The organism is Deinococcus seoulensis (assembly GCF_014648115.1).
Classification (GTDB): Bacteria; Deinococcota; Deinococci; order Deinococcales; family Deinococcaceae; genus Deinococcus; species Deinococcus seoulensis.
Window position 1 is genome coordinate 96216 of sequence record NZ_BMQM01000006.1, and the last position, 25924, is coordinate 122139.

Genomic DNA, 25924 nt, shown 5'->3' on the forward strand with positions numbered 1-25924 from the left:
CTGCACGCTCTGGCCTTCCTTGTCTCCCGGAGGCTACCTGTCCGGTTCCCGCTCAGGAAAGGGGGCTCAGGGGCGGGTGGTGGTGCTGCCGCTGGCGTCCACGCCGAGGTTCAGGGTGCCCGTCAGGCCGCCGATCAGGCTGGCGCCGCCTGTGCCGTCGCTCCCGGTGTTGCTGCCGCTGGCGCTGCCGCCCAGCAGGCCGCTCAGGGTGCCGGACAGGCCCACGTTCAGGCTCCCCTCGCTGCTGGTGCTCCCGCCGTCGTTGTCGGTCGTGGTGGTGCTGCCACTGGCGTTCACGCCCACGTTCAGGGCGCTGTCGACCGCGCCGAGCAGGCTGCCGCTGCCCGCGCCTTCACTGCCCTGCGCCTGTCCTGCGAGGACCGTGCCCAGTCCGGCGCCGAGGTTCACGCCGACACTGCCGGTGCTGCTGGTCTGCGCCGATGCGGCACCGGCGGTCAGGGCGAGGGCGGTCAGGGCGGTCATCATCTTGGTCTTGGTCATGGTGGTTCCTCCTGACCCAGATGATGCGCGGGCCGTGTGGCACGACCTTGAGAGGATCGGGGCGACCCTTGTGGCTTGCGCCGCACGCTCTCATGACGGCCGGGGCAGGGAGGGAGCCGGAAAGCGCGTGTGGCACGCCCGGACCCCTGCGCCCCGCACGGCGCGCCCTTCTGAGAGAAGCGTGTATTTCCGCGCTGGGCGCCCGTTGCAGTGATCCGATCCGGCCTGAACTGCATACGCGGGCGGAGTGACAGGTGTGGGGAGCAACAGGTGTGGGTCCGGTCAGCGTGTGGTGCTCAGCGGGCGGTCAGCGGCTGGCCCAGAGTTCAACGAGACCGCGCAGGGTCAGGGTCTCGTCGTAGTGGTCGATCTCGCGGCAGATGCCCTCGATGGTGCGGGCGAACCCGCCGGTGGCGATGGCGACCGCTTCGCCCGGCAGTTCCGCGCGGATGCGGCGCAGCAGGCCGTCCACCATCTCGGCGTACCCGAACACCAGCCCCGACTGCAGGGCGTGCGTGGTGTTGCGCCCGATGGCCGTCTGCGGCGCCTGCAACGTGATGCGCGGCAGTTTCGCGGCGCGGCTGAACAGCGCGTCGGCGCTGACCTGCGCGCCCGTGGCGAGCACGCCGCCCAGGAAGCGGCGGCCCCGGCCGATCACGTCGAAGTTGGTGCTCGTCCCGAAATCCACGACCACGGCGTACTCGTGGGTGCTCATGTAGCGTTCCGCGCCGAACAGGTTGCACAGGCGGTCCGCGCCGACCGCGTCGGGCTGGTCGAGTTCCACGTTCACGTCCGGCAGGTTGGTGGCGCTCACGCTGAACGCCTCGACCATGAAGTGCCGGCGCAGCGCCAGTCCGTAGTTCTCACCGACGGGCGGCGCGACGCTGCTCAGCACGGCCGAGCGGGGCGCACTGGCCCCGGCCAGCGTGAACAGCCCGTGCAGTTGCAGCGCGAGGTCGTCGGGCAGCACGTCGCGGTTGGTGCGTACGCGCCACGTGTGCGTGAGGTTCAGGCTCTCGTCCGCGAGCCCGATGACGGTGCTGGTGTTGCCGATATCCACGGCCAGAAGGGGAAAGGCGGGCACGCCCCGCAGTGTAGAGCAGCCGGGGGGCTGCCCGGCACGCGCCGTGCGGGGGTTCGCGCATGAGGGACGGCGGGCTGGGTTGCGTTCACACCGCTCATGCGGGGGCGGTAGCCTGGGCTTCCACACAACCCAATCACACACCCCGACATCCCCCCTTCTTTCCCCCACCGGAGGTTGTTTCATGGACGCTGCCCTGCTGTCTGCCCCGCTCGTGCCGCCCACCGCCGCCCTGAGTGCCCGCCCGCCCGTCCCGCCCGCCGAGGCGCGACGCCTGCGCGACCTGGACCCGCAGGCGTACTGGCTGCACGTGGCGCAGGAACTCAGCTGGGACACGCCGCCCACTGCGGCGCTGGACGGCACGCTGGGCGATTTCCGGTACTTTCCCGGCGCGACCGGGAACGTCAGCGTGAACTGCCTGGACCGGCACCCGCCAGAGCGTGTGGCGCTGCGCTACGAACGCGAGGACGGCCTGCGTGAAACCTGGACGTACGGCCAACTGACGGACGCGGCGGCCCGCTTCGCCGCTGCGTTGCAGGACCTGGGCGTGACGCGCGGGGACCGGGTGGCCGTCTACCTAGGGAACGTGCCCGAGGCGTTCATCGCCATTCACGCCTGCTACCGCATCGGGGCGATCTACTCGGTGATCTTCGCGGGCTTCAGTGCCGCCGCCGTGCGCGACCGCCTGGAGGACGCCCGCCCGAAGGTGGTGGTCTGTACGGACGCCACGCTGCGGCGCGGGCGGGTCGTGCCGCTGAAGGCCACGCTGGACGAGGCCCTGACCGGCCTGCCGCCCGCACAGGTGATCGTGGCGCGGCGCGTGGACGCAGGCCACCCCCTGCACGCCGGGGAACTGGACTTTCAGGAACTGTTGGACGCCACCACGCGCCGCGCCGACCCGGTCATGCTGGAGGCGAACGAGCCGGGGTTCATCATCTACACCAGCGGCACGACCAGTAAACCCAAGGGCCTGGTGCACGCCGGGCTGGGTTTCCTGACCGGCGCGTACGCGAACGTGAAATGGACCCTGAACCTGCATGGGCAGGACACGTACTGGTGCACCGCCGACGTGGGCTGGCTGACCTTCCCGATCTTTGCGCTGGTGGGAGGGCTGGCGCACGGGGCGACGCACGTGATCTACGAGGGCAGCATCGACACGCCCACGCCCGCCCGGCCGTACGAACTGATCGCCGCCTACGGCGTCACGAAGGTCTTCACGGCCCCCACCGCCCTGCGGATGCTGCGCCGCGCCGGGGACGACGCCCTGCGCGGCCACGACCTGAGCCGCCTGGAGCTGATCGGGCTGGTCGGGGAACCCCTGGACCCGGAAACGTGGCACTGGGCGCACGACACGCTGGGCGCCGGGAACGTGTTCATCAACAACACGTACGGGCAGACGGAGACCGGCACCGCCTGGGCCGCCAGCATGGTCGGCCTGACCCCCACCCGGCCCGGCGCGTGCGGGCACCCGCTGCCCGGCTACCGCGCCCGGATCGTGCGGGACGACGGACTTGAAGCCGCGCCGGGCGAACTGGGCGCCCTGACCCTGACCGAGCCGTTCCCGTGCCTCGCGCGGACCGTGTGGGGCGACCATGACCGTTACCGCGCCACGTACCTGAGCGACCACCCGGGCGCGTACGCCGCCAGCGACGCCGCCCTGCTGGACCAAGACGGGCAACTGTGGGTGACGGGCCGCCTGGACGACGTGATGAACGTCGCCGGGCACCGCATCGGCACCATGGAGATGGAGGCGGCGCTGATCACGCACCCGGCCGTGTCCGAGGCGGCCGTGGTCGCCATGCCCGACGACGTGAAAGGCTCGGTGCCCGTCGCGTTCGTAGTGCCGCGCGGCGACGCGCAGGGCAGCCCGCAGCTGCAACGCGAACTGGCCGAGGCCGTCGTGCGGGGCGTGGGCGCCATTGCCCGCCCGGCGCGCGTGATCGTCACGCCCACCGTGCCCCGCACCCGCAGCGGCAAGATCATGCGCCGCGTCCTGCGCGACCTGCTGATCACCGGTCAGGCGGGCGGCGACCTGAGCAGCCTGGAGAACCCCGACGCCATCGACACCGTGCGGGCGTTGCTGGCGGCAGCCGTGGATAGCGGGCAACAGGCATAGCGGGCAATAGAGAGTAGGGAGGGGTCAGCCGCCCAGGCCACCGACCCACTCCCCGCTCCCTGCAGCCCTCTTCAGCTGAACTTGCCGAGGTTCACGGGCACGGAGTACGCGCAGTTCGTGTCCGCCTCGGTGCGCAGCAGGAGGCTCACGGTGTCGCTGGCACCCAGCCCGGCCTTGAGGGGTTCGAAGTAGTACACCAGGGTGCCGCTCCAAGTGCCGCCTTCCTCCTTGAAGTCGTTCACGTAGGTGCTTTTCACGGGGGCGATCAGTTTGCCGTCTGCGCCTTTCAGGCGCACGAGGTACGCGCCGCGCGCCCGTTCACTCGGGAGGCCCTGCACGGCGATGTCGATGCGCAGTTGCCCGTCCGGGAGGCGTTTGCTGGCGTACTCGTCGGTCAGGGCGTCGGCCGCGCTGAGGTTCCTGAAGTTGTCGCGGGCGTCCTGCGCCTGGAAGAACAGCTGGTCGGCCTGTCCGCTGGCGGTCACGGTGACGGGTCGGCTGCCGCGCGCGTAGTCCTGCGGGGCGGCCAGCCAGTCGGCGACGCAGGCGGCCCCGCCGTCGAAGGCGGTCACGGCGCCCTCCCCGGCCTCGAACTGACCGTCCTTGACCTTCAGGCTGGTGATCAGGTACGTGGGGACCGGGTCGCGGCGGCCGTACGCGCCGTCGATGACGTTCCGGGCGGTGGTGTCTTCCAGTTTGGGAACCCAGGCGTGGGCGGGCGCGGCCAGCAGCGCGGCGAGGCCGAGGGTCAGGGTGAGGCGGGCGGGCTTGGGGATGAGCATGGGGAACCTCCGGAAGGGGTGGTGGGGCAATGTCACTGGTCGGCGGGCAATGGTCGGCGTGCGTACCGAGCATGAGGTCAGGTGAACATGACGCGCACCTGACCGTGGGTGGGCGGGTCAGGTTGTGCCGCTCAGGTCTTGAGGTACACGACCCGGCAGGCCTGCCCGGCCGAGCGGAACTGCGCGGCGGCGCTGGCCGAGAGGGTCACGTCCGTGTACACCTTCGAGGTGGGCGCGTAGCGGTTGGACTGGATGCGGGCGGCCCTGACGCGGGTGATGTTCTTGAACGCGGACAGTTCGGCCTCGCTGGTCACGTAGGTGTGCAGGCTGCCCTCCTGCACGAGGCGGCTGCTGACGCCCTTGATGAGTGCGGCGTCCGGCCAGATCTGCGCGCCGCCCTCGGCGTACACGACGCTGGTCATGTCCCGCTGGAACGCCCCGAGGCCGCGCACGTCGATCACGACCGTGCAGGTCAGCGGGCGCGTCTCGCTGCCCTCGCCGCCGCCGCCGCGCGCGACCGTCCCGGCGGGCGCGGCGGGGGTCGCGGCCGCGCCGGTGCCGCCGGGGCCGGTGCGTGGGGCGGCGGTTGCCGGGCCGTCCGCGCCGGGCGTGGCGTCAGGACCGCTGCCGCCCCGACTGGCCTGCGCCGGTGCGGGCGCCTCTGCACCGGCGGGCGTGTTCCCGGCCGCGCTGCCCGGCGGGCGTGCAGCGGCGCTGGCAGGCGGCGCACTGGCATCAGGGTTGCTGTCACCCCCTGCCGGTGTGCGGGCCGGTGTGCGGGCAGCCGCGCCACCTGCGGGCGGGGCCGCCTCCGGGGTGGGGGCAGGCCGGGCCGCCGCCGCCGGGGCAGAGGGGGCCGCAGCCGGGGCGGCGGATGGGGTCACGGGGGCCGGTGCAGTGGGTGCCGGTTCAGAGGCGGCCGGGGTGGCCGCCGTGCCGGAAGGTGCCGTGCGGGGCGCAGCCGTGGCGGGCGCTGCCTGCGCGGGTGTCGGGGCCGGGGTGGGCCGCGCGGACGCCTGCGGGGCGCTGCCGGTCGCGTTTCCGGCGCTGGTGTCGCCGCTGGCCTGGGCACGGCCGGGCTGGGTGCGACTGGGCGCCGCCGGGTCCGGCGTGGTGACGGGCGACGCGTCCGGCAGGGTGGCGCGCGGGGCTGCCTCGGCGGGCGTGCCGGTGGCAGCCGGTCTGGACTGCGGGCGGGCCGGGATGGCCGTCACGGTCACCGGGTCCGGCGAGGCCGTGGGGCGGCCCGTTGCGGCGCGCGGCGCGGCGTCGGTGGGGGCGCTGCCGGGCGCGGCGTCCTCCCGGCGGGGCAGGGCCGCGACCGATGCGGGCGGAGCGGCGCTGGCGGGCGTGCGGGGCTGCACGGCCGCCTCCTGCGCCTGCGGGTCCGGGGTGGTCACGGCCGGGGTGCGCGCCGGAGCGGCTGGCACGTCCGGCGCGGTCGGCTGGGCAGCGGACTGCCCAGCGGACTGCGCAGAGGCGGTCACGGCGGGCACCGGGTCGGACGGCGTGCCCGATGGAGCCGCCGCCTGGGCCGCCGGAGGGGCCGGTTCTGCCGGTGCCGGAGTGACCGGGGGCGGGGTGATCGGGGTCGGGGTGATCGGCTCGGCCGCACTCTGCGCCGGGGGAACCGGTGCCGGGGTGGGGTCGGGCGTGGGGCGCGGGTTCGCCGGGCTGGGCTCGGAGGGCTGCGGGGTGACCGGGGCCGGACTGGCCGCGCGGGGGGCCGGGGCGGGCGCCCCGGCAGGCGCAGACGTGGAGGGCGCAGACGTGGGAGGCGCGGCCTCTGCGGTCGGCTGGGTGGGCGCGGGCGTGGGTTGCGGGGGGGGGGGGGGCGCCTCGGGTTGCGCGGCGGGTTGCGGTTCCGGCTGCTCGGGCTTCGACTGCTCGGGCTTCGACTGCTCGGGCTTCGACTGGGGTGCGGTGGTCTGCCGGGGCGCAGCGGTCACCCTGGACGTGGGGACCGGCACAGCGGCAGGTGGGGTACGGACAGCGGGCGGGGCGAGCGTGACGACCTCCATGGGCGCGGCGCTCAGGTCGGGCGTCCCGGCGTCCGGGAGCGGCTGGGGCCGCAGCAGCAGCAGGCCCGTCAGCAGGGCCGCGTGCACGGCGACGGCCACCACGCCCGCCCGGACCTGTTCGCGCCGTTCAGGTGAGGAGCGGCCAGGGCCACCCGTGGGGCCGGGACGCGGGGCGGTGGTCACGGCGTGCTCTCCCCCGCCGCGCCGTCCGGCTGGGTGCCGAGCGCCAGGCGGGAACCCCCGGCCTTCTTGATCTCGTCCATGACGCGCACGACCGTGCCGTAGTTCCCGCGTTCGTCGGCGCGCAGGCCCACCAGTCCGCCCGACGCTCTGGCCAGGGGTTCCAGGCGGCCGCCCAGGCGGGTCAGGGTGGTTTCCTGGCCGTTCAGGAACACCTTCCCGGTGCGGGTGACGCTCACGATGGGCAGGTCCGGGGTTTCCTGCACGGTGCTGCTGGCGCGCGGCAGGTCCAGCGGCAGGGCGTTCTGCCGGGCGCCCAGGTTGCTGGTCAGGAAGAAGAAGATCAGCAGCAGCAGCACGATGTCCACCATCGGCGCGAAGTCGAAGGTCACGGTGTCCGCGTCCTCCCGGAAGCGGCGGCGGGCGGCGCTCACACCGACCTCACGCCACTGGACTGCATGCGTTCAGACCTCACTGCGCCCCGCCGAAGTTCATGGCGACTTCCGGCAGCGGCGCGGCGGGCACGGCGGGACGGGTGGCGGGGGTGGGGCGGGTCAGCCAGCCGGGCAGGTCCTCGCGCACCTGTTCGGCCTGCAGGGCCAGCCGGTCGGCTTTCAGGCGCAGGGCGTTGCGGCACACGTACGCGATGATCGCCACGACCAGCCCGGCCGCTGTGTTGACCAGCGCCTCACTGATCCCGGTGCCAAGCTGCGCGGGCGTGGGGTTGGTCGTCTGGCTGAACACCAGGAACGACCGCACCATGCCGATCACGGTGCCCAGCAGGCCCAGCAGCGGCCCGATCTGCGCGGCGGTGCCCAGAGCGCCCAGTCCGGCGTACAGGCGGGCGTCCTCGGTCAGCAGCGCGGACTGCATGGCGGCCTGCGCGGCGTCTGCGCCACGGTCGGCGCGGGCCAGTCCGGCCCGCAGGACCTGCGCGGCGGGGCTGGGGTGCGCGGCGCGGTCCACCTCGGCCAGCGCGGCGGCCGGGCCGCTCTCGGCGGTGACGGCGCGGGCGCGTTCGATCAGGGTGCGGGCGTCGGCGCCCATGCGGGACAGCGCCTGTGCGCGCGCGGCACTCAGGTACACGACGTACACGGACAGGGCCAGCAGCACCCACAACAGGGGTCCGGCGGCGCGGAAGAGGTCAATGACGTTCATGTTCCCCACGGGTAGCACGCACGCGCGTGGCAAGCGTGAAAACGGCGTGCGCGGCACTCATGAGGAGAGGGGCTGGATGCGGTGTACGGGCAGCAGTGAGAGTCGAGAGCGGGCGGGACGTGGGGAGTGGGTCGGCGGCGAGGGCGTTCACGCGGCCAGAAGCAATCCTTATCCTGCCTGTGCCCTGCCTGCCCCGGCAGAATCCGCAGTGAATCACTCGACTTTGCAGGCTGCGGCGGGTAAAATAACCCGGTAAGTAGGAATCATTCCTAACAAAACCCCCTGATTCCCGAAGGAGCCCGCATGACCCACCAGCTCGAAATCCGCAACCTGCACGCCACCGTCGGCGACACCGAAATCCTCAAGGGCATCAACCTGATCGTCCCCCGCGGCGAACTGCACGCCATCATGGGACCGAACGGCAACGGCAAGAGCACCCTCGCCAAGGTCATCGTCGGCGACCCCGAATACACCGTCACGCAGGGCGAAGTCCTCGTGGACGGCCAGAACATCCTGGAGATGGAACCCGACGAACGCGCTCGCCTCGGCGTCTTCCTGGCCTTCCAGTACCCCGTCGAGATTCCCGGCGTCACCATCGCCAACTTCCTGCGCCTCGCCATGCAGGCCCGCAAGGCCGAAGGCGAAGAAGTCTCCTTCACCGAGTTCTACGGCAAACTCCAGAGCGCCCTCAAGACCCTGGAATGGGACGAGAGCATCGTCGAACGCTACCTGAACGCCGGATTTTCCGGCGGCGAGAAGAAACGCAACGAGATCCTCCAGATGCTGATGCTGGAACCCAACTACATCATCATGGACGAAACCGACAGCGGCCTCGACGTCGACGCCCTGAAGATCGTCTCCAAGGGCGTGAACTCCATGCGCGGCGAGAACCTCGGCGGCCTGATCATCACCCACTACCAGCGCCTGCTGGATTACATCGTCCCCGACAAGGTCCACATCATCCTCGACGGCAAGGTCGTCCAGACCGGCGGCCCCGAACTCGCCAAGAAGATGGACACCGAAGGCTACGACTGGGTCAAGGAACTCGCCACCGCCTGAACCTGAAGCGCACGCGTGTCGCTTCTCCAGTGGTTGAACTCGACTGAAGCCGGATTTGTCTTCTATTTCCCCCTCGGGTTGCTCCTATGTCTCGCAATCGTCAGTACATACATCGCCGCCCGTAAGAAATGGTATTTCCTGCTGATCCTGCCCACACTCTGCATTGCCCTCTCTGTTACTTTGTTCAATTTCGTATTCTCTGAATATCAAAAGGCTACAAAGGCACACTTCGACGCTATCACTCTCATATCGAAGAAGATTTTCAAAAGAGAGCCTGAGTCTTCCAGAATCCTCCTCTATCGAAATGCATTTGATATCGGAATATTTTACTTCCAGGTAGACTTTTCTAGCGCTATGGAGGCTCGACTGGGCAAAGGCAAGGAATGGTTAGAATGTGAGCACGTTGCAGCAGGATCGGAATGCAGGGAATATGATTTTCAGCACTCAAATCCAAGCGATGGCGAGACTCCGTGCAGCATCGATCCAGAAAAAGCCTTCGCCGCTTCTCACACTCGAATAGGGTTCACTGAGGAGCAATACGAGAAGAACGAATATTCCGATGCTTTCATCGTCAGAAACCCTGAGAAAACCGCCTATTGCTTCTACTGGAACAAATAAAAGGAGGTCATCATGACCATCAATCCTGAAGTGAACGAGATCAACAAAGAGTACGAGTACGGCTGGAGCAACCCCGAACGCTACGCCGTGAAGGCCCCCAAGGGCCTGCGCCGTGACGTGGTCGAGATGATCAGCCGGGCCAAGGACGAACCCCAGTGGATGCTGGACTTCCGCCTGAAGGCGCTGGACATCTTCTACTCCAAGCCCATGCCCACCTGGGGCGCGGACCTGTCGGGGCTGGACCTTGACGAGATCTACTACTACATCAAGCCCGAGGGTGCGAACGCCCGCTCGTGGGATGACGTGCCGGACGACGTGAAGCAGACCTTCGAGCGTCTGGGCATCCCCGAAGCCGAGCGCGCCGCGCTGGCCGGTGTGGGCGCCCAGTACGAATCCGAGATGGTGTACCACAACCTGAAAGAGGAGTGGGAGAAGCTGGGCGTGGTGTTCCTGAGCATCGAGGACGGCCTGAAGGAGTACCCGGACCTGTTCCGTGAGCACTTCGCCACCATCGTGCCCCCCGAGGACAACAAGTTCGCGGCCATCAACTCCGCCGTGTGGTCGGGCGGCTCGTTCGTGTACGTGCCCAAGGGCGTCAAGGTGGACATCCCCCTCCAGACGTACTTCCGCATCAACGCGGAGAGCAGCGGGCAGTTCGAGCGGACCCTGATCATCATCGACGAGGGCGCGCAGGCCCACTACATCGAGGGCTGCACCGCCCCCGCGTACTCCAGTGATTCCTTCCACTCCGGCGTGATCGAGATCGTCGTGAAGGAAGGCGCCCGCTTCCGGTACAGCACCATCCAGAACTGGAGCCACAACGTCTACAACCTCGTGACCCAGCGCGCCGCCGTGTACGGCAACGGCGTGATGGAGTGGGTGGACGGGAACCTGGGCAGCAAGGTCACCATGAAGTACCCCGCCTGCTACCTGCTGGAGGAAGGCGCGCGCGGTGAAGTCCTGTCGATCGCCATGGCCGGTCGCGGCCAGCACCAGGACGCCGGCGCGAAGATCGTGCACTTCGCCCCGAACACCAGCGGCACCATCGTCAGCAAGAGCATCAGCAAGGACTCGGGCCGCAGCTCCTACCGTGGCCTCGTGAAGATCTACGAGGGTGCCAGGGGCAGCCAGACGAACGTGGAATGCGACGCCCTGCTCCTCGACGACGAGGCCCGCACCGACACCTACCCCTACATCGAGATCGAGGAAAAGGACGCCCGCGTCGGCCACGAAGCCACGGTGTCCAAGATCAACGACGACCAGATCCTGTACCTCCAGAGCCGCGGCCTGAGCGAGGACGAGGCTGCTGGGCTGATCGTGCGCGGCTTCATCGAACCCATCGCGAAGGAACTCCCGCTGGAGTACGCCGTGGAACTGAACCGCCTGATCGAACTGGAAATGGAAGGCTCGGTCGGCTGATCTTCCCTCGTCTGCCGGACCGGTCATGACGCGCCGGTCCGGCAGGCAGACGGATTCCATCACCGCGGCCGCAGGGCGACCCCTCCGCCCCTCCGGGGCACCTCCCCTTGAGGGGAGGCCTGGTGTGCCCTGCCCCCCCCGGGGGGAGCTGGCCGCGCAGCGGACTGAGGGGTTCCCCCCGCCGGAGCAGCCGTGCTGCCTGGGGATGCCCGTAACAACGTAATCAAGGAGGGTTCATGACGACATTCAATGATCAACTGGCGCAGGTGCAGGGGCCGGAGTGGCTGACCGCAAAGCGTAAGGAAAGCCTGGAGCTGTTCACGACGCTGGACGTGCCGCAGGAGTCGGTGGAGGCGTGGAAGTACACGCGCGTGGACGTGGATTTCGACGCGCTGCGCCCGCACGGGAAGCGCGACGTGGTGTCGGACGTGTCCGCGCTGCCGCAGAGCGTGCAGGACCGCCTGACCGGCACGGACGTGGGCGCGTTCCTCGTGCTGGACGGGCCGGACGTGGTGTACCGCACGGAACTCCCGGCGGAACTGACGGCGAAGGGCGTGATTTTCACGGACCTGAAGACGGCCGTGGAGCAGCACGCAGATAAAGTGCAGCAGTACCTCTACAGCGTGGTTCCGGCGGAAGTGCCGGACGACACGACGATTGCCGCGCCGGGCACGACGCCCAGCAAGAGCCCGGACCCCAGCGAGGGTAAGTTCTCGGCGCTGGCGGCCGCCCTGTGGACGAACGGTGCGTTCGTGTACGTGCCGCGCGGCGTGGAGGTCGAACTGCCCCTGGGTTCGTTCCGCGTGATGAGTGACGCCGGGACGTACACCGCGACCCGCACGCTGGTCGTGGCCGAGGAGAACGCGCAGGTGACGTTCATCGACGAGCAGGACAGCGAGGCGCTGCCCGGCACGTACGCGATCGGCGCGGTCGAACTGGTCGTGAAGGACGCCGCGCGCGTCCGGTACGTCAGCATCCAGAACTGGGGCGAGGGTGTCACGCACATCCAGCGTCAGCGTGGCGACGTGGGCCGCGACGCGACCCTGAACTCGCTGGTCGTCACGATGGGCGGCACCCTGAGCCGCACCGAGATGCAGTCCTACCTGCGCGGGCAGGGGTCGAACAGCGAGATGCTGGCCCTGTACTTCGCGAACAGGGATCAGCACTTCGATCACTACACCCTGCAACACCACGCCGCGCCGAACGCGTACAGCGACCTGCTGTACAAGGGCGTGAACAACGACGCCTCCGTCGGCGTGTTCAGCGGCATGATCAAGGTGGACCTGGGCGCGCAGAAGACCGACGCGTACCAGAAGCACCGCACCCTGATGCTGAGCAGCGACGCGCGGAACTTCAGCGTGCCGCAGCTGGAAATCAACGCGAACGACGTGCGGTGCAGCCACGGCAGCACCACCAGCCCCGTCGATCAGGAGGCGCTGTTCTTCCTGCGTTCACGCGGCATTGCCCGCGAGGTCGCCGAGAAGATGCTGGTCACGGCGTTCCTGGAGGACGTGCTGGGCCGCGTGCCCCTGAAGAGCGTCGTGAAGTACATCGAGGGCATCATCGCCCGGAAGGTCGGCGCAGCCTAAGCGTCCCGTTTCCGGCGGCGGTCAGTTCCTGCGGGAGCTGACCGCTCTGCTTTGTCCGCTGCGCCTGCCCGTCACCACTTGCTGCCGCCGGAGTTGTCGCGGCGGGAGCTGCTGCGGCCACTGCTCCAGCTGCTGCGTTCACTTTTTCGCAGGCTGGACGGGCCACTGGTTTTCTTCTCCTCGGCGCGGCGTTTCGCTTCTGCCTGCTGGCGCGCCTGTTCTTTCGCGGCCTTCTCGGCTTCCTCGGCCGTGTACGCGGCGTGGGCGTCGTCGCTCTGCGCGGCGGCGTGCAGGCGGCGGTACGTGGCTTCCATCAGGGCGGCGCTGATGCGGTCAGCCAGGGCTTTCTCCTGCCATTCGATCACCTGCGCGGCCAGTTGCTCCAGTCGGGTGGCGCGGCGCTGCTCCTGCGGGGTGTCGCGGCGGGCCGCGGCGAGTTCCTGCTGCACCTGCCGGTCCAGATCGGCGGCCGTCAGGGTGGCCTTCTCGATGCGTGCGGCGCGGTTGGCAGCCTCCTCGGCGGCCATCTTCTGGCCTGCCCGGACGGCCCACCACACGAACCACACAAGGAACATCAGCAGCCCGACCCACCAGAACCGCCACGGCGACAGGGCCAGCGCCGGGCCGTCCAGGACAGGAGGCTGATTCTGCTGCAACGCCCGTTCCAGTGAGGCCAGCGACTCCGGGTCCGCGAATCCCAGACTGGGCGACAGGGCGCGTGCCTGTGCCAGCGCGGCGCGTGAGGTGTCCCACTGGCGGGCGAGGGCCTCGGTCATGGCGAGCAGGTAGTACGCCTTGGGGTCGTCCCCCTCAGCCAGCAGCACGTCGGCCAGCAGTCCGCGCGCGGCGGCCGGGTCGCGCAGCATGACCTGCTCTATGTCGCCCGGCGACTCGAAGGGCACGCCGAGTTCCTGCTCATCCCACTGCGGGAGCGTCTGGGCGCGGCTCAGGGCGGCGCGGGCCTCCGGGAGTCTCCCCTGCCGCGCCTGAATGCGCGCCAGCAGCAGCAGGGACCGCGCGGATTCCGGGTGCGCGGCCGAGGCGGCGCGGGCGGCGGTTTCGGCGTCGGTCAGGCGGCCCGCGTTCATCAGGACGATCACCTCGTCCGGCGTGAGCAACTTCGCGGAGGCCTGAACGCTCCGGGCCACCTGCGCAGGCTGTAGCGGTGACACCAGGGTCGCCCCGGCGCCGGGCAGCACAAGGGCGCCCGCGAGCAGGAGAGTCAGGATGAGCTGGGGCAGACGCTTCACGCTCTGCACTGTACGTCCCGCCGCGCCCGCACGCCGCCTACACTGACGGAATGCGCGTCGTGTTCCCGGCGGATTACTTCAACCCTCGTCAGCCCGATGAGACCTTTGCCGCCCAGGCAGAAGCGTTTGCCGGGCGGGGGTGGTCGGTGTCCACCTGTGCCCTTGATGGTGACCGGGTGTTCCGGCCGGCGCTGATGCCGGGCGAGACAGTGCTGTACCGGGGCTGGATGCTGGACGGTGCCGGTTACCGGGCATTTGTGGATGCCGTGCAGGGGGCGGGGGCGTGGGTGATGACCTCGCCAGAGGCGTATCTGGCGGCGCATCACCTTCTGCGCTGGGCGCCGCTCCTGGCGGATGTGACGCCGGAAACGGTGTGTTTCACGGACCTGAGCGACCTTCCGCCCCAGTTAGAGCAGCTGGGCTGGGACGGCTTTTTCGTGAAGGACTTCGTGAAGTCACTGAAGACCGGGGCGGGCAGCGTCATCACGCGCTCTGATCAGATTGGGGAACTGCTGGAGCGCATGGCGCACTTCCGGGGGCAGATTGAGGGTGGGGTGTGCGTGCGCCGCGTGGAGGATCTGGACCCGGCGTCGGAGGCGCGGTTCTTCGTGAGGGCGGGCCGGGCGTTCAGCGCGGACAGTGAGGGGGTGCCGGAACTGGTTCGCCTTGTAGCGGGGCGCATCCCGTCACCTTTCTTCTCTGTGGATATCGCCCGGCGCGCGGATGGTGTGTGGCGCGTGGTGGAGGTCGGGGACGGGCAGGTGTCTGATCTGGTGGGCTGGACGCCGGAGCAGTTCATGACCGTATGGGAGGGCGCGTGATCCTTACAGTTCGATCTCGCCGTCTTCCTCGCCCCACCAGTTCACGCGCCGGGCTTTCACTTCGATCATGGTCAGGCCGGGGGTGTCCAGGCCTTCCTTGAACCACTGCGTGAGTTGCTCCTGCCAGTGCTGCTGCATGGCGTCGCGGTCGGTGGTCAGGGTGGCCTCGCCCTGCACGGCCACGAACAGGAACTCCTTCTCGGCGCGGAAGTTCAGTTGCACGTGCCTGTTCTTCCCGATGTCTCTGGCGGTGCGGGAGTCCGCCCAGGTGAAGAAGTAGCTGGTGCCGTTGTACTCGACCTCGCCGTTGTTGCTCATGGGTCTGGAGGCGAGGCGGCCGTAGCTGGTGACGGTGGTCATCAGGCACAGGTCCAGGCCGCGCATCTTGCGGGCCAGCTGGGTCATCTTCTGGTCGGGCATGCCTTCCACGCTACGGGGCGGGATGGGCAGGCGGGTGGGCGGGCGTTCATGCAGTGAGGAGGGGGCCTTCATGCGGCCTTGCGCGGCCAGGGCATTTGCGGGTGGGCGTGCACTTCGCGGGGGCAGCGCGGGGTATCAAGGGCGCATGCGACTGAATCACCTGAACCTGAGCGTCACAGACGTACCGGGCACCGTTTCACTCATGGAAACCTTTTTCGGGTTCGCGCGCACGCCGGACATGCCGGTGAACGAGCACATGGCGTTCCTGCGCGGCCCGGACGGGTTCCTGCTGTCCATGTTCCGCGCGCGGGACGTGGCGTACCCGAAGTCCTTTCACGTGGGCTTCCTTCAGGACACGCCCGAGCAGGTGCTGGCGGTGCGGGAGCGGCTGCTGGCGGCCGGGTTCACGGTGCCGGAACCGCAGCGCAATCACGGCCGCCTGACGTTCTACTTCGACGCGCCGGGCGGGTTCGTGATCGAGGTGGAGTCGTTCCTGGGTGATACGGACTCCGATTGAATGGCTTATAAAGCCGTTCAATCCGAGCGGAGCGAGTAGGAGCAAAGCGGGTTCCGGACGTGGAGTTGGCAACCCGGCGCCCTCCCGGGTTGTCAACGAAATAAACGGAATCCGTACGAGTACCAGCAAGCGTTTGGCCGCAGTTCGGATCAGCGCAGGCGCAGGTTGGGGGGTGGGGGCATCGGGAGGCCGTCCTCTTCGCTGCCCAGTTCCAGGGTCAGGTCGTCCACTACTCCCGGCTGCCGGGTGGCCTGCACTGTCCCCAGCCCGTCCATCAGGGTGCCCAGCCGGACGAGGTGCGCCAGCGTCAGGTGCGGTGCGCTGACATGGCTCTCCCACATTCGGCCGTGCAGATCGCCGAACATGCCGCCGTCCTCGATCAGGATGTCCGGTGATTCCAGGTAGTACGGCAGGTGGAAGCGTTTGTTCAGGCTCCTTTCCTTCTCTTGCAGCACCTTGCGCGCTGCGCTGAAGGCGCGTGAGAGCAGCATGTCGGGCGGGCCGGTCAGGATGACGGGGCGGGACGAGACGAAAGCGCCGCCGCTTCGCACGACGACCCGCACGCTGCCTTCCTGTTCGGCGGGGCTCAGGTCGTCGCGCGGTCCGGCCGGGAACTGGATCTGCACGCCGTCCAGTTCGGTTTTCATTGAGGTGACGGTCGTCCGTCTGCGTTCGGCCCGTTCGGAAACGGCGTTCAGGAGCGCGGTCACGGCGTGCAGGGGGGTACGGGCCGGCGCCGTGCCGGTGGCGGTGAAGCGTGTCAGCGAGGGGGCCTGCTTGGTCCGTGCGCCCAGTCCGGCCGCCCGCAGGCGCGCCCAGTCCTGCGGGTCGAATTCCGCCTCGGTGCTCATGGTGAGGCTCTCCAGGCCGCCCGTGACGAGCAGGGCCAGGTCCGAGTTGAAACTGTTGATCGTGTGCTGCACGTACGACAGCCAGTCGGGGTAGAGCGCAAGGCCGTACTCCTGGCCCAGTTCGCCCATGACCAGGGCGTACAGTTGCGCGGGTGTGCCGTCCGGCGCGGTCCAGCTGGCCCGCAGCAGCCGGTTCGGTGGGAACGTCTGCCAGGGTGCGGCTGCCATGAAGCGCGCCCCGGCCTGCTGGAAGGCCCTCACGGTCGCGTCGTCGGTGTCTGTCAGGAAGGCGCGTGGGGCGTAGGCGGCCTGCTGGTCTATCAGTCCGGCCGAGACCTGCGCGGTCATCTCTGCGAACATTTCGTCGATTTCCGGCATGGCCTGCCGGTTCACCTGGATGTCCAGGTCGGTCAGGATGTCCGCCAGGACCGGGGCGAGCGCCGCGTCAGGCGTGATGATCAGGCGGGGCCGGGCGGGCGCGCTGGCGCTGGTGCCGTCCAGTATGGCGTCCAGCACCACGTCCAGCACGTCTTCCGGGGTGGCGTCGGGAATGAGTTCGGTGGTCAGGATCTGCCCGGTGACGGCGTTCAGGATCAGCGTGACGCTGGGCAGCCCCTCCTCGGGTGGCAGCAGGCCCGGTAACTCGCGGCTGGCCACGATCCACACGAGGTTAGGGTCCAGCGGGAGGGCGCGCAGGGCGTCGGGGTCGAAGGCCTCGTCTTCGAAGTTGCTGTTATCGATGTCCCTATCGTCAGCGTCGAAGAATGAGGCGACGCGCGGCGAGTCGATCCGGATGAGCGCGTCGCCCGTATCCGGATCGACGGACACGCGGGAGCCGTCCCGGTCCGGTCGTCCCTTGGCGGGCGTCCCGGTGCCTGACGCCCGCGTCTTCTTCGGGGTGGCCTTCGGGGCGCTGGTCTTCGGGGCGCTGGTCTTCTGCTTCTGGGCTACGGGAGCTTTCTCGACCAACTCGGCGGTCTCGGCGGGCGGCCAGTCGTCGTCGTTGCCGCCCTCGTAGGCGCACACGCCCATGCGGGGTGAGTTCACGACCGGAAGTTGCTCTTCCCGTGTCTGTTCGCCGTGCCGGTCGCAGTACAGCGTGGGCTGGCCGGTCAGGTCGTCGTACTCCCAGCTGTGCGCCCACCGGGCCGGGGCGCCGCACTCCTGGCAACTCAGCTCGGGCGGCAGGTTGCGGGCCAGCAGGCGCACGGTGTTCCTGGCCGTGGTGGTGACGGGTTCGCGTGCCTGGACGGTCAGTTTCAGGTTGGTGTTGCTGCCGAAATCGTAGGTGTAGTCGAAACGGTCGCCGGTGCCCAGGCCCAGTTCCTCCAGGGTCGGTTGTTTGCGTTTCCGGCGCGGCCGGAACGGGTCGAAGTCGTCGTGGTCCTCCTGCGGGCCGATGGAGAACTCACTGAGGTGCCCGCAGCATTCCAGCCAGATGCCGCGCAGGAAGCCGTCCAGGTCGTCCAGCGTGGCACTGACAGGCACCTCGACGTCCAGCCAGTACCGGGAGTTGGCCGTGACCCGCAGGCGGTAACCGTCGCGTGCTTTCACGCGGTGCAGGGGCCGCTGGGGGCAGGTGTCGTGGTGGCGGGTCATGGCGACCTTGGTGCCGGTGAAACCGCAGGCCCGGCACATCCCGCGCGACTGAGGACGACGTGCTGTCATGCGTTCAGTGTACCCGCCCGGCTGAACGCCACCTGCACCGGAGCGGCCTGCCAGCCGGGCCTCACCGGACCCTTCACATCGGACACTTCACATGATCCTCGTGGGCGCGCCTGCCTCGAACGCGATGATGCTCAGGTCGGTGATGCCCAGGGCGTGGACGGCGGCGACGGCTTCACCCACGCCGGGCAGGGCGAGGTGCGTGTGCATGTCCTGCATGGAGTCCCAGTGTTCCGTGATCAGAAAGTGGCCGGGCCGTTCCAGTACCTCGGAGACGACGTACAGCTGGCAGCCGCGTTCCTGCCGGGTGGCCTGCGCGATCCGGGTCAGCAGGGCGCGGAGTTGTCCGGCGTGTTCGGTGGGGGCGCTGAGGGTGCCGTGCGAGATGATCATGGGTGAAACCTCCTGAACGTGGGGTGCGGGTTGTGGAGTGGGTGCGGGTTTCACCCTACGCCTTTTCCTGCGCCCCTTTTCCTGGGCCCCTTTTCCCTGGTGCCGTTTCATGGGCGTGTGTTCCGGGTGTGCGTGGGCGGCGCATACTGGGCCCCATGAGGCGGGCGGCATGAAGGGTCGGCGGGTGCGGGTGGCGGGTCTGGTGCTGGGCGTGGCGGCCGCCGCGCTGGCCCTGAGTGGGTGCGCGCAGGTGCGGTACCTGACGCAGGCGGCGGGTGGGCAACTGGACCTGCTGCGGCGGGCGCGGCCAGTTGAGGCGGCCCTCGCGGACCCCACCACGCCGCCGGAGGTGCGGCGCAAGTTGCAACTGGCGTCGGACGTGCGGGCGTTCGCGGTGGCGCCCGAGGCGGCGGGCGGGCTGGGCCTGCCGGATCACGGGTCTTTCCTGAAGTTCGTGGACGTGGGCCGTCCGTTCGTGGTGTGGAACGTCTTCTCTGCGCCGGAGTTCAGCGTGACGCTGGACACGTCGTGTTTCCCGGTGGCGGGCTGCGTGGGGTACCGGGGGTACTTTGCCGAGGCGGACGCGCGGGCGTACGCGCAGGAGCGGCGCGCGGCGGGCCGGGACGTGAGCGTGGGCGGCGTGAGTGCGTACTCCACGCTGGGGTACCTGAACGACCCGCTGCTGTCCACCATGCTGGCCTACCCGGACGCCACGCTGATCCGCACGGTCATTCACGAACTGGCTCATCCGGCGCTGTACGTGCCGGGCGACACGGTGTTCAACGAGTCGTACGCCACGGCAGTCGAGGAGGAAGGCATGCGCCGCTGGCTGGCCGCGCACGGCACCCCGGAGCTGGGCGAGCAGGACCGGGCGGCGCAGGAGCGGCAGTCGGGTTTCGAAACGCTGCTGCTGTCGGGCCGCGCACGCCTGGAGGCCCTGTACGCCCGTCCGGACCTGCCTGACACCGAACGGCGCACGCAGAAAGCGGCACTACTGGCGGACCTGAACGCCCGCTACGCCACGCTGAAGGACTCGTGGGGCGGGTACGCGGGGTACGACGCGTACTTCGCGCGCGGCGTGAACAACGCCTCGCTGGGCGCCGTGGCGGCCTACGCGACGATGGTCCCGGACTTCCAGGCGTTACTGGCGCGGGTGGGCGGCCACCTCCCGGCGTTCACCGAGGGAGCGCGGGTGTGCGCGCAGAGGCCGCAACCTGACCGCGCGGCGTGCCTGCGCGGCACCGGCTGAGCGCCCATACCAGCACGGGCGGCGCCAGCACGCGCCGGGCCAGAAGAGCCAGAAGAAAGGCGCGCCGCCCCCGCATGTGAAGTCGGGGGCGGCGCGGTCTGCTCAGCAGGTCACTGCTGCGGGGGGTCAGTACTCGATGCTCTTGACCTTGTACTTCATCTGCTTGCCGTTGTCGAGGTTGACCACGAACGCCTCGCCTTTCTTGCGGCCCATCAGTTCCTTCCCGACGGGGCTGTCCTCGCTGACGCGCGGGAGGCTGCCTCCGGTGACGGCGGCTTCGGGGGCGCTGACGACCTGAACCTTCATGTCCTTCTTGGTGGTCTCGTTGCCCAGCATGACGATCGCGCCGAGTTCCACGCGGCCCTCGTTCTCGTGGTCCTCGATGACGGTGGCGCGGGCCAGGGTGTCCTCGAGTTCATCGATGCGCGCCTCGATGTTCATCTTCTCGCGCTTGGCGTCTTCCAGGCCGGTGTCCTCGGTGTCCGAGCTGGTTTCCATCTGCTCTTGCAGGATGCGGGTGGCCTCGGCAAGGCGCACCATTTCCTGATCGAGGGATTTCTGAAGGCGTTCAAAACCTTCACGTGTGAGTTTCACCTGTCTGCTCGCTTGTGCCACTCTAGGCCTCCGTTGCGCCGCCGGGTGTTCCGGCGAGGACTCATGAACTGATGGGGTTCCGCTGCTGGGCATCCGGTTCGGATTGGGGGAGAATCAGCGCGCATTCTGCCACACACCCTCCCCCCTGACAACGGCGTGTCCCAGGATCAGGCGGCGCCCGGCCGCAGCGGAGGCGGCGCCGGGCGGGCCATGCGGGCAGTCAGGAACGTGAACAGCGCCAGCAGCGCGGCCAGCAGCAGCAGGAACGACGGGACGGCCACGGCGCCCCAGCGGGCGAACAGCCCCCCCAGCAGCGCCGGGGCGATCACGCCGCCCAGCGACCCGGCCACCAGCAGGAACGGCACCAGCCGCGCCGACAGCACGCGGGTCAGCCACGCCAGGGTCGTGCCGAACACCGGGGCGAGCGCCAGCCCGGCCAGCAGGTGCGCCCCGGCCGCCAGTTCCGGGCGCAGCGCGGCGGCTGCGCACACGACCAGCGCGGCGGCGCACAGCAGCACCACCCGCGACGGTTCCCAGCGGGCCGCGAACACGCCCGTCAGGACCCGCCCGACCGTCAGCGCACCCCAGAACCCGCTGAGGATCAGGGCGGCGCCGCCCACGCCCACCTCGGTCAGGTACCGCACCGTCCACGCGCCGTACCCGGCCTCCAGGCCCACGTAGCAGGCGATCAGCGCGGCGAACAGCGCGAACTGCGGTCCCGGCCGGGCCGCGCCCGACGCGGCCACCGGCACCCCGATGTCCGGCACGCCCCACACGCGGCCCGCCACGAACGTCGCGGCGCACAGGCCCACCACCACCAGGAATGGCCCGCCCAGCCGCCCCGCCAGTTGCGTGGCGTCCACGCCGGCCGCGCCCACCCCGGTCAGGGCGGCCACCAGCAGCGGCGACACCATGCTGCCCACCCCGAACACCGCGTTCACGAGGTTCACGGGCCGCGCGCCCACGCTGGCGTACGCGGCGTTCAGGCAGGCGCTCACGCCGCCCAGACCCAGCCCGCCCACGAACGCCGCAGCGACCGCCACGGCCCATGCGGGCGCGAACACCACGCCCAGCATGCCCAGCGCCAGCACCAGCAGACTGAACGACACGCCGGCCCGCACACTGACGCGCCGCAGGGCCGCGCCCACCAGCGGCGGCGCGATCGCGGACCCCAGGAAGTGCGCGCTGGCAATCAGGCCCACCACCGCCGTGCTGACCCCGAACCGCGCCTGAAACACCGGGAACGCCGGGCCGTACATGGCCTGCAAGAGCCCCAGCGTGAAGAACGCCGCCGTTCCCACCGCCATCATGGGCAGTGAAGCCCGCGCACCCGCCTGAACCTTCCCGGAACCACTCACGCGAGGGACGCTATCACCCACAGCCGCCCGCACCACGCGGCCCACCTAGAGACACCCCTTACCCTTCCCGGATCAGGAGTGCGGCGCCATGCGGGTCGGCGGGACGCAGCAGGTCAGCGGGGCAGGGACACCAGCGAGAACAACCACTTGTTGGTCTTACCGCCAGGCGTCCACTGATAGCCGACGCTGGGGCCGAGCATGGTCGGCAGTCCGTCGATTCGCAGGAACAGGTCGCCGTACACGTAGGTGTAGTCACCCGTCCAGTTCCGCACCACGCGGCCACGCACGCCACCCAGGGTCGCGAGCGGCTCCGGCTTGGATACTGGAAGTTTGTACGTGGCGACCACCGTGGACTGTTGCAGGTCAGCGAGGTTGAAATCGCGGATGACGCTGGTCCCCATGACCAGACGTGACAGATGTGAGGCGTCAATCAGCAGGCCCGGTGCCAGCGTCAGGTTCACGCCGGGCGTGATGTCCACGCTGGCCTGCACTCCGCCCAGCATGGGGTAGGTGTACAGACGCGAAATGGTGTTCAGGCGGGCGTTTGCCACTCCGAATTTGGCGCTGTAGGCGGTGGTCATCTCGGTCCGGGTGTAGGGGGTGGTCACCTCGACCTTCTTGGCGTCTTCCTGCTGCGCAATACCGACGGTGTTCAGGATGCGGATGCGGTTCCTGTCAGTGGTGAAGGAGTACCCGGCGTACAGGTGAGAGTGGTAATCCAGACCGCTGTAGTTGCGGCCCTGCCACAGGGCACTGCCGATCACGCCGTCCCGCTGGTCATAGGTCAGTTCGGCCTTGGGGATACTGGCGAACACCCCGAGTGCGCCGCTGAGCTTCCCGTCACGTGCAGTCAGACCGTAATCCCAGTAGTCGTAGAAGGTGTTACGCAGCAGTGTCACGCGAATGTCCTTCTCTAGCGGGAGCGGCAGGTACCGCACGCCGAACCCGTCGGTGCTGGACGCCACGACCTGCGTACTGCCAAACCGCACGAGGTAGTTGGCTGGTAATTGCAGGGTACGCGCTGCGCCGGTGGTGGCCGTGTTGGGGGCTGCGGCGGCACCTTGCGCCGACGCACTTCCCTGAAGGGTGGTCAGGCCCAGTGAGAGGGTCAGGGTCAGCAGTGGAAACGCGGAGCGCAGTGAGGTCAGGGGCACGCCTCCCATCCTGCCTGTTCAACCTGATGAACGTCAAAGGGAACTGTGAGCCACGCCTCATGTGATGGGTTCCAGCCGCAGTCGGTCTCAGCGGCGGATGTTCACGATGGTGACGCCGTGGCCGCCCTGGTTGGCTTCGGCGTCGTGGAAGGATTCGACTTTCTTGTCGCTTTTCAGGTAGTCGCGCAGCAGGCGGCGCAGGACGCCCTGGCCTTTGCCGTGCACGACGCGCAGCGGGCTTTCTTTCAGGGCGTGCGCTTCGAGGATGGCGGTTCTGAGTTCCTCGACGGCTTCCTCGACGCCCATGCCGCGCAGTTGCAGTTCGTTCTGGAAGGTGCTGGCGGCGACCGCTCCGGCGAAGGCGGTGCGCGGGCCGCGCGTTCTGGGGGCCGTGACCTTGGGTTCCTGTTTGAGGCGCACGTCGCGGCGTTTGACGCCGACTTTCATGACGCCGAGTTGCACGACCAGGTCGTCGCCGCGCAGTTCGAGGACCTGTCCGGTGGCGTTGTAGGCGGGGACGTCCACGCGGCTGCCGACGCGGATGGGGTCGCCGCGTTCCTCGCGGACGATGGGGGCGGGGCGGGCTTTCTGCGCCGAGACGCGCAGTTCGCGGAGTTCCTGCATGACGCGCGGGCGGGCGCTGTCTTCCTGGGCGCGGGCGCGCAGGGTGCGGACGCGTTCGATGGCGTCGGCGTACAGGGATTCGGCTTTCTGGCTGGCCTCGGCGAGCATCTCGTTGCGGCGCAGTTCGAGGGTTTCGCGTTCCTGGCGCACGCGGCCCAGTTCGGCTTCGGCGTCGCGGCGGGCGGCGGCGGTGCCTTCGAGCTGGGCGCGCAGGTCCTCGCGTTCGCGTTCCAGGCCCTCCAGCATGCGTTCCATCAGGCCGGCGTCGGGGCCGAGGAGGTCCTCGGCGCGGCGCAGCACGTCGGCGGGCAGGCCCATGCGCTGCGCGATGGCGAGCGCGAACGACCGACCCGGCTGCCCGACCTGCAGGACGTAGGTGGGGGCCAGCGTTTCGACGTCGAAGCCCATGCTGGCGTTCTTGAGGCCGGGTGTTTCCAGCGCGAATAGCTTGAGGGGCGACAGGTGCGAGGTGATCACGCCGCGCGCGTCCTGCGTGAGGAGGCACTCGATCAGCGCCTGGGCGAGTGCGGCGCCCTCGTTGGGGTCGGTGCCGCTGCCCAGCTCGTCGACCAGGACCAGCGTGTCGGGCGCGGCGTGGCGCAGCACGTAGCGCAGGTGCTTGAGGTGCGAGGCGAAGGTGGACAGGCTCGCCTCGATGCTCTGCTCGTCGCCGATGTCCACCAGCACGTCGCGCACCACGGGGAGTCTCGCGCTGGCGGCCGCGACGTACAGGCCGCACTGGTGCATCAGGACCGCGAGGCCCAGCGTCTTGATGGTGGCGGTCTTGCCGCCCATGTTCGGGCCGGTGATCAGCAGCAGTTTCGTGTCCCCGAGCGAGAGGTCGTTCGCGACCGGATTCTCGATCAGCGGGTGGCGCACCTCGCGCAGGTCGTACCGGCCACCTTCGACCTGCTCGGGGCGGTTCAGTCGCCAGTCGCGGGCCAGCCGGGCCTTGGAGGCGATCAGGTCCAGTTCCCCGATCGTCACGAGCGTCATGGGCACGTCCGCGTCGCCTGCCAGCAGGCCCGAGAGTTCCGTCAGGATGCGGCGCACCTCGGCCTCCTCGTCGAGGATCAGACGGGTGAGTTCGTTGTTCAGCTGCGTGACGGCGGCCGGTTCCACGAAGTACGTCTGCCCGGTCGCGCTGGCGTCCACGATGATGCCCTGCACCTGCCCCACGCGGCTGGCCTGCACGGGCAGCACGTAGCGGTCGCGGCGGATGGTCACGATGTGCTCCTGAAGCACGTCCGACCATTTTTCCAGCGTGGCGGTCAGGCGTTCGCGGATGCGGCCGCGCAGCGGCTCGATGCGCTTACGCAGGTCGCGCAGGCGGGGGCTGGCGTCGTCCCGCACCGCGCCGTCCCGGTCCAGGGCGCTCAGGACGCGGCGCACCAGTTCGCTGTGATCGCCCAGCCCGACCGCCACCTCCCGCAGCGGCCCGCGCGAGTTCACGCCGATGGCCCGCTTGACGGTCATCGCGCCGTCCAGCGAGTACGCCGCGCTCAGCAGCTCCGAACCCGACAGCACCCGGCCCTCGGTGGCGCGGGCGTGCAGGTCGCGGATGTCGTGAATCCCGCCCAGGCTGAGGCTCACGCCGAACAGCGCGTCCTCGACCTCATCGAGTTCCCGCGCGATCCGCTCCGGGTCGTCCGAGGGCCGCAGCGCACGGGCGCGCTCCGCACCCAGCGACGTGGCACTGCGCTCGGCCAGCGCATCGAGAACACGGGGAAAATCAAGGGCGGACAGGGCGCGGGCATCGAAAGACATCTCAGGAAGGAGCATACCGGCCCTGCCCCCCGAACACCGTGCGCCGAGTGGCTTAGAAAGCCTTATCTCAATTCCGGCCGCACCTGTGGCCCATCTTCAGCCCTTACCCTGCACGCATGAAACTCGCCGAGGCCCTGATCGAACGCGCCGACCTGCAGAAACGCGCCGCGCAACTGGAAGAACGCCTCGTGAAGAACCTGCTGGTGCAGGAAGGCGAGGCCCCCGCCGAGGACCCACAGGCCCTGCTGCGCGAGTTCGCGGAGGTCGCCGCGCGACTGGAGGCGCTGCTGCCCCGCATTCACCGCGCGAACCTGCGCGCCACCCTCCCGGACGGCCGGACCCTGACGGACGCCCTGACCCGCCGCGACCTGCTGGACCTGCGGCTGCGGGTGCTGCGCCGCGCCGCCGCGACCGCCAGCGACCGCCCCACCCGCTACAGCAACAGCGAGGTCCGCATCCTGTCCGCCGTTCCTGCCCGCGAGTTGCAGGTGCAGGTGGACGCCCTGGCGAAGGAACGCCGGGAACTGGACACGCAGCTGCAACAGGCGAACTGGTTGACGGACCTGCCCGACTAAGCCCACACTGCCCGGTGGGGAGCGTCCGCGCGGGCGGAGACCTACCTCGCAGCGGGGAAAAGGCTGCACCCCTGAAGACGCCGGGGCGGCGTCGCCGGACCGACCGGCCCCACCGGGCACGCCCAGCACCCCGCACACCTCACCCGGCACCGCGCACCCCTC

General features: G+C 69.4%; 23 protein-coding genes. 9 read left to right on the top strand and 14 right to left on the bottom strand.

Annotated features, from left to right (window positions below; genetic code table 11):
* Positions 1-66: 66 nt before the first annotated feature.
* Together IEY70_RS06695 and IEY70_RS06700 are read right to left on the bottom strand one after the other, a co-directional pair.
* A complete protein-coding gene (locus IEY70_RS06695) occupies positions 67-501 on the bottom strand; it encodes a hypothetical protein (protein ID WP_189064229.1) in 435 nt (144 codons plus the stop codon).
* Between the two features lie 307 nt (positions 502-808).
* Entirely contained in the window at positions 809-1585 is a 777-nt protein-coding gene (locus tag IEY70_RS06700) for a type III pantothenate kinase (protein WP_189064230.1), read from the bottom strand.
* A 181-nt stretch (positions 1586-1766) separates the two neighbouring features.
* Between IEY70_RS06700 and IEY70_RS06705 the strand changes: the two genes are divergently transcribed.
* The gene (locus tag IEY70_RS06705; protein WP_189064231.1) at positions 1767-3698 is read left to right on the top strand and encodes an acetate--CoA ligase; all 1932 of its coding nucleotides are present in this window, start codon (positions 1767-1769) and stop codon (positions 3696-3698) included.
* A gap of 71 nt (positions 3699-3769) precedes the next feature.
* Here the strand turns inward: IEY70_RS06705 and IEY70_RS06710 are convergent, their stop codons facing one another.
* From IEY70_RS06710 to IEY70_RS06725, 4 genes are all read right to left on the bottom strand, one after another.
* Positions 3770-4480, bottom strand: a complete 711-nt coding sequence (locus IEY70_RS06710) for a hypothetical protein (protein ID WP_189064232.1) — start codon at positions 4478-4480, stop codon at positions 3770-3772.
* A 131-nt stretch (positions 4481-4611) separates the two neighbouring features.
* Entirely contained in the window at positions 4612-6684 is a 2073-nt protein-coding gene (locus IEY70_RS06715) for a hypothetical protein (protein ID WP_189064233.1), read from the bottom strand.
* A complete protein-coding gene (locus tag IEY70_RS06720; RefSeq protein ID WP_189064234.1) occupies positions 6681-7115 on the bottom strand; it encodes an ExbD/TolR family protein in 435 nt (144 codons plus the stop codon). The genes IEY70_RS06715 and IEY70_RS06720 overlap by 4 nt, the downstream gene beginning before the upstream one ends.
* Positions 7116-7152: 37 nt before the next feature.
* Positions 7153-7839 (bottom strand): MotA/TolQ/ExbB proton channel family protein, encoded by a 687-nt coding sequence (locus tag IEY70_RS06725; RefSeq protein ID WP_189064235.1) that lies wholly within the window; start codon positions 7837-7839, stop codon positions 7153-7155.
* Between the two features lie 303 nt (positions 7840-8142).
* Here IEY70_RS06725 and sufC point away from each other — a divergent pair, with 303 nt between their 5' ends.
* From sufC to sufD, 4 genes are all read left to right on the top strand, one after another.
* Positions 8143-8898 (top strand): Fe-S cluster assembly ATPase SufC, encoded by a 756-nt coding sequence (gene sufC, locus IEY70_RS06730; protein WP_078300758.1) that lies wholly within the window; start codon positions 8143-8145, stop codon positions 8896-8898.
* 15 nt (positions 8899-8913) lie between these two features.
* Positions 8914-9516, top strand: coding sequence for a hypothetical protein (locus IEY70_RS06735; RefSeq protein WP_189064236.1), 603 nt, complete (start codon positions 8914-8916; stop codon positions 9514-9516).
* Positions 9517-9528: 12 nt separating this feature from the next.
* On the top strand, positions 9529-10935 hold the full coding sequence (gene sufB / locus IEY70_RS06740; RefSeq protein ID WP_189064237.1) for a Fe-S cluster assembly protein SufB: 1407 nt from the start codon (positions 9529-9531) through the stop codon (positions 10933-10935).
* 236 nt (positions 10936-11171) lie between these two features.
* The gene (gene sufD / locus IEY70_RS06745) at positions 11172-12524 is read left to right on the top strand and encodes a Fe-S cluster assembly protein SufD (protein ID WP_189064238.1); all 1353 of its coding nucleotides are present in this window, start codon (positions 11172-11174) and stop codon (positions 12522-12524) included.
* A gap of 71 nt (positions 12525-12595) precedes the next feature.
* Here the strand turns inward: sufD and IEY70_RS06750 are convergent, their stop codons facing one another.
* Positions 12596-13774 (bottom strand): tetratricopeptide repeat protein, encoded by a 1179-nt coding sequence (locus IEY70_RS06750; RefSeq protein ID WP_189064239.1) that lies wholly within the window; start codon positions 13772-13774, stop codon positions 12596-12598.
* Between the two features lie 50 nt (positions 13775-13824).
* Here IEY70_RS06750 and IEY70_RS06755 point away from each other — a divergent pair, with 50 nt between their 5' ends.
* Entirely contained in the window at positions 13825-14595 is a 771-nt protein-coding gene (locus IEY70_RS06755; protein ID WP_189064240.1) for an ATP-grasp domain-containing protein, read from the top strand.
* 3 nt (positions 14596-14598) lie between these two features.
* On the opposite strand, the gene IEY70_RS06760 is transcribed toward IEY70_RS06755, so the two are convergent.
* A complete protein-coding gene (locus IEY70_RS06760; RefSeq protein WP_229777701.1) occupies positions 14599-15087 on the bottom strand; it encodes a pyridoxamine 5'-phosphate oxidase family protein in 489 nt (162 codons plus the stop codon).
* Between the two features lie 73 nt (positions 15088-15160).
* On the opposite strand from IEY70_RS06760, the gene IEY70_RS06765 reads away from it, so the two are divergent.
* Positions 15161-15532, top strand: coding sequence for a VOC family protein (locus tag IEY70_RS06765; protein WP_189064241.1), 372 nt, complete (start codon positions 15161-15163; stop codon positions 15530-15532).
* A gap of 149 nt (positions 15533-15681) precedes the next feature.
* On the opposite strand, the gene IEY70_RS06770 is transcribed toward IEY70_RS06765, so the two are convergent.
* Together IEY70_RS06770 and IEY70_RS06775 are read right to left on the bottom strand one after the other, a co-directional pair.
* Positions 15682-18051, bottom strand: coding sequence for a DUF6930 domain-containing protein (locus IEY70_RS06770; RefSeq protein WP_229777703.1), 2370 nt, complete (start codon positions 18049-18051; stop codon positions 15682-15684).
* Positions 18052-18138: 87 nt separating this feature from the next.
* The gene (locus tag IEY70_RS06775; RefSeq protein ID WP_189064242.1) at positions 18139-18441 is read right to left on the bottom strand and encodes a putative quinol monooxygenase; all 303 of its coding nucleotides are present in this window, start codon (positions 18439-18441) and stop codon (positions 18139-18141) included.
* Positions 18442-18610: 169 nt separating this feature from the next.
* On the opposite strand from IEY70_RS06775, the gene IEY70_RS06780 reads away from it, so the two are divergent.
* Positions 18611-19690 (top strand): aminopeptidase, encoded by a 1080-nt coding sequence (locus tag IEY70_RS06780; RefSeq protein WP_189064243.1) that lies wholly within the window; start codon positions 18611-18613, stop codon positions 19688-19690.
* 126 nt (positions 19691-19816) lie between these two features.
* On the opposite strand, the gene IEY70_RS06785 is transcribed toward IEY70_RS06780, so the two are convergent.
* From IEY70_RS06785 to IEY70_RS06800, 4 genes are all read right to left on the bottom strand, one after another.
* Positions 19817-20305 (bottom strand): GreA/GreB family elongation factor, encoded by a 489-nt coding sequence (locus tag IEY70_RS06785; protein WP_229777705.1) that lies wholly within the window; start codon positions 20303-20305, stop codon positions 19817-19819.
* Positions 20306-20451: 146 nt separating this feature from the next.
* Positions 20452-21642 carry an MFS transporter gene (locus IEY70_RS06790; protein WP_229777707.1) on the bottom strand — a complete coding sequence of 397 codons (1191 nt, stop codon included), beginning with the start codon at positions 21640-21642 and terminating at the stop codon, positions 20452-20454.
* A 113-nt stretch (positions 21643-21755) separates the two neighbouring features.
* A complete protein-coding gene (locus tag IEY70_RS06795; RefSeq protein WP_189064245.1) occupies positions 21756-22796 on the bottom strand; it encodes a hypothetical protein in 1041 nt (346 codons plus the stop codon).
* Between the two features lie 87 nt (positions 22797-22883).
* Positions 22884-25187, bottom strand: a complete 2304-nt coding sequence (locus IEY70_RS06800) for an endonuclease MutS2 (RefSeq protein WP_189064246.1) — start codon at positions 25185-25187, stop codon at positions 22884-22886.
* Between the two features lie 116 nt (positions 25188-25303).
* On the opposite strand from IEY70_RS06800, the gene IEY70_RS06805 reads away from it, so the two are divergent.
* A complete protein-coding gene (locus IEY70_RS06805) occupies positions 25304-25762 on the top strand; it encodes a DIP1984 family protein (protein ID WP_189064247.1) in 459 nt (152 codons plus the stop codon).
* Positions 25763-25924: the final 162 nt, after the last annotated feature.

Coding starts and splice junctions, on each gene's coding strand:
- IEY70_RS06695 (WP_189064229.1), bottom strand. CDS start 501: ATGACCAAGACCAAGATGATGACCGCCCTGACCGCCCTCGCCCTGACC.
- IEY70_RS06705 (WP_189064231.1), top strand. CDS start 1,767: ATGGACGCTGCCCTGCTGTCTGCCCCGCTCGTGCCGCCCACCGCCGCC.
- IEY70_RS06710 (WP_189064232.1), bottom strand. CDS start 4,480: ATGCTCATCCCCAAGCCCGCCCGCCTCACCCTGACCCTCGGCCTCGCC.
- IEY70_RS06725 (WP_189064235.1), bottom strand. CDS start 7,839: ATGAACGTCATTGACCTCTTCCGCGCCGCCGGACCCCTGTTGTGGGTG.
- sufC (WP_078300758.1), top strand. CDS start 8,143: ATGACCCACCAGCTCGAAATCCGCAACCTGCACGCCACCGTCGGCGAC.
- sufB (WP_189064237.1), top strand. CDS start 9,529: ATGACCATCAATCCTGAAGTGAACGAGATCAACAAAGAGTACGAGTAC.
- sufD (WP_189064238.1), top strand. CDS start 11,172: ATGACGACATTCAATGATCAACTGGCGCAGGTGCAGGGGCCGGAGTGG.
- IEY70_RS06755 (WP_189064240.1), top strand. CDS start 13,825: ATGCGCGTCGTGTTCCCGGCGGATTACTTCAACCCTCGTCAGCCCGAT.
- IEY70_RS06760 (WP_229777701.1), bottom strand. CDS start 15,087: ATGAAGGCCCCCTCCTCACTGCATGAACGCCCGCCCACCCGCCTGCCC.
- IEY70_RS06765 (WP_189064241.1), top strand. CDS start 15,161: ATGCGACTGAATCACCTGAACCTGAGCGTCACAGACGTACCGGGCACC.
- IEY70_RS06770 (WP_229777703.1), bottom strand. CDS start 18,051: ATGACAGCACGTCGTCCTCAGTCGCGCGGGATGTGCCGGGCCTGCGGT.
- IEY70_RS06775 (WP_189064242.1), bottom strand. CDS start 18,441: ATGATCATCTCGCACGGCACCCTCAGCGCCCCCACCGAACACGCCGGA.
- IEY70_RS06780 (WP_189064243.1), top strand. CDS start 18,611: ATGAAGGGTCGGCGGGTGCGGGTGGCGGGTCTGGTGCTGGGCGTGGCG.
- IEY70_RS06800 (WP_189064246.1), bottom strand. CDS start 25,187: ATGTCTTTCGATGCCCGCGCCCTGTCCGCCCTTGATTTTCCCCGTGTT.
- IEY70_RS06805 (WP_189064247.1), top strand. CDS start 25,304: ATGAAACTCGCCGAGGCCCTGATCGAACGCGCCGACCTGCAGAAACGC.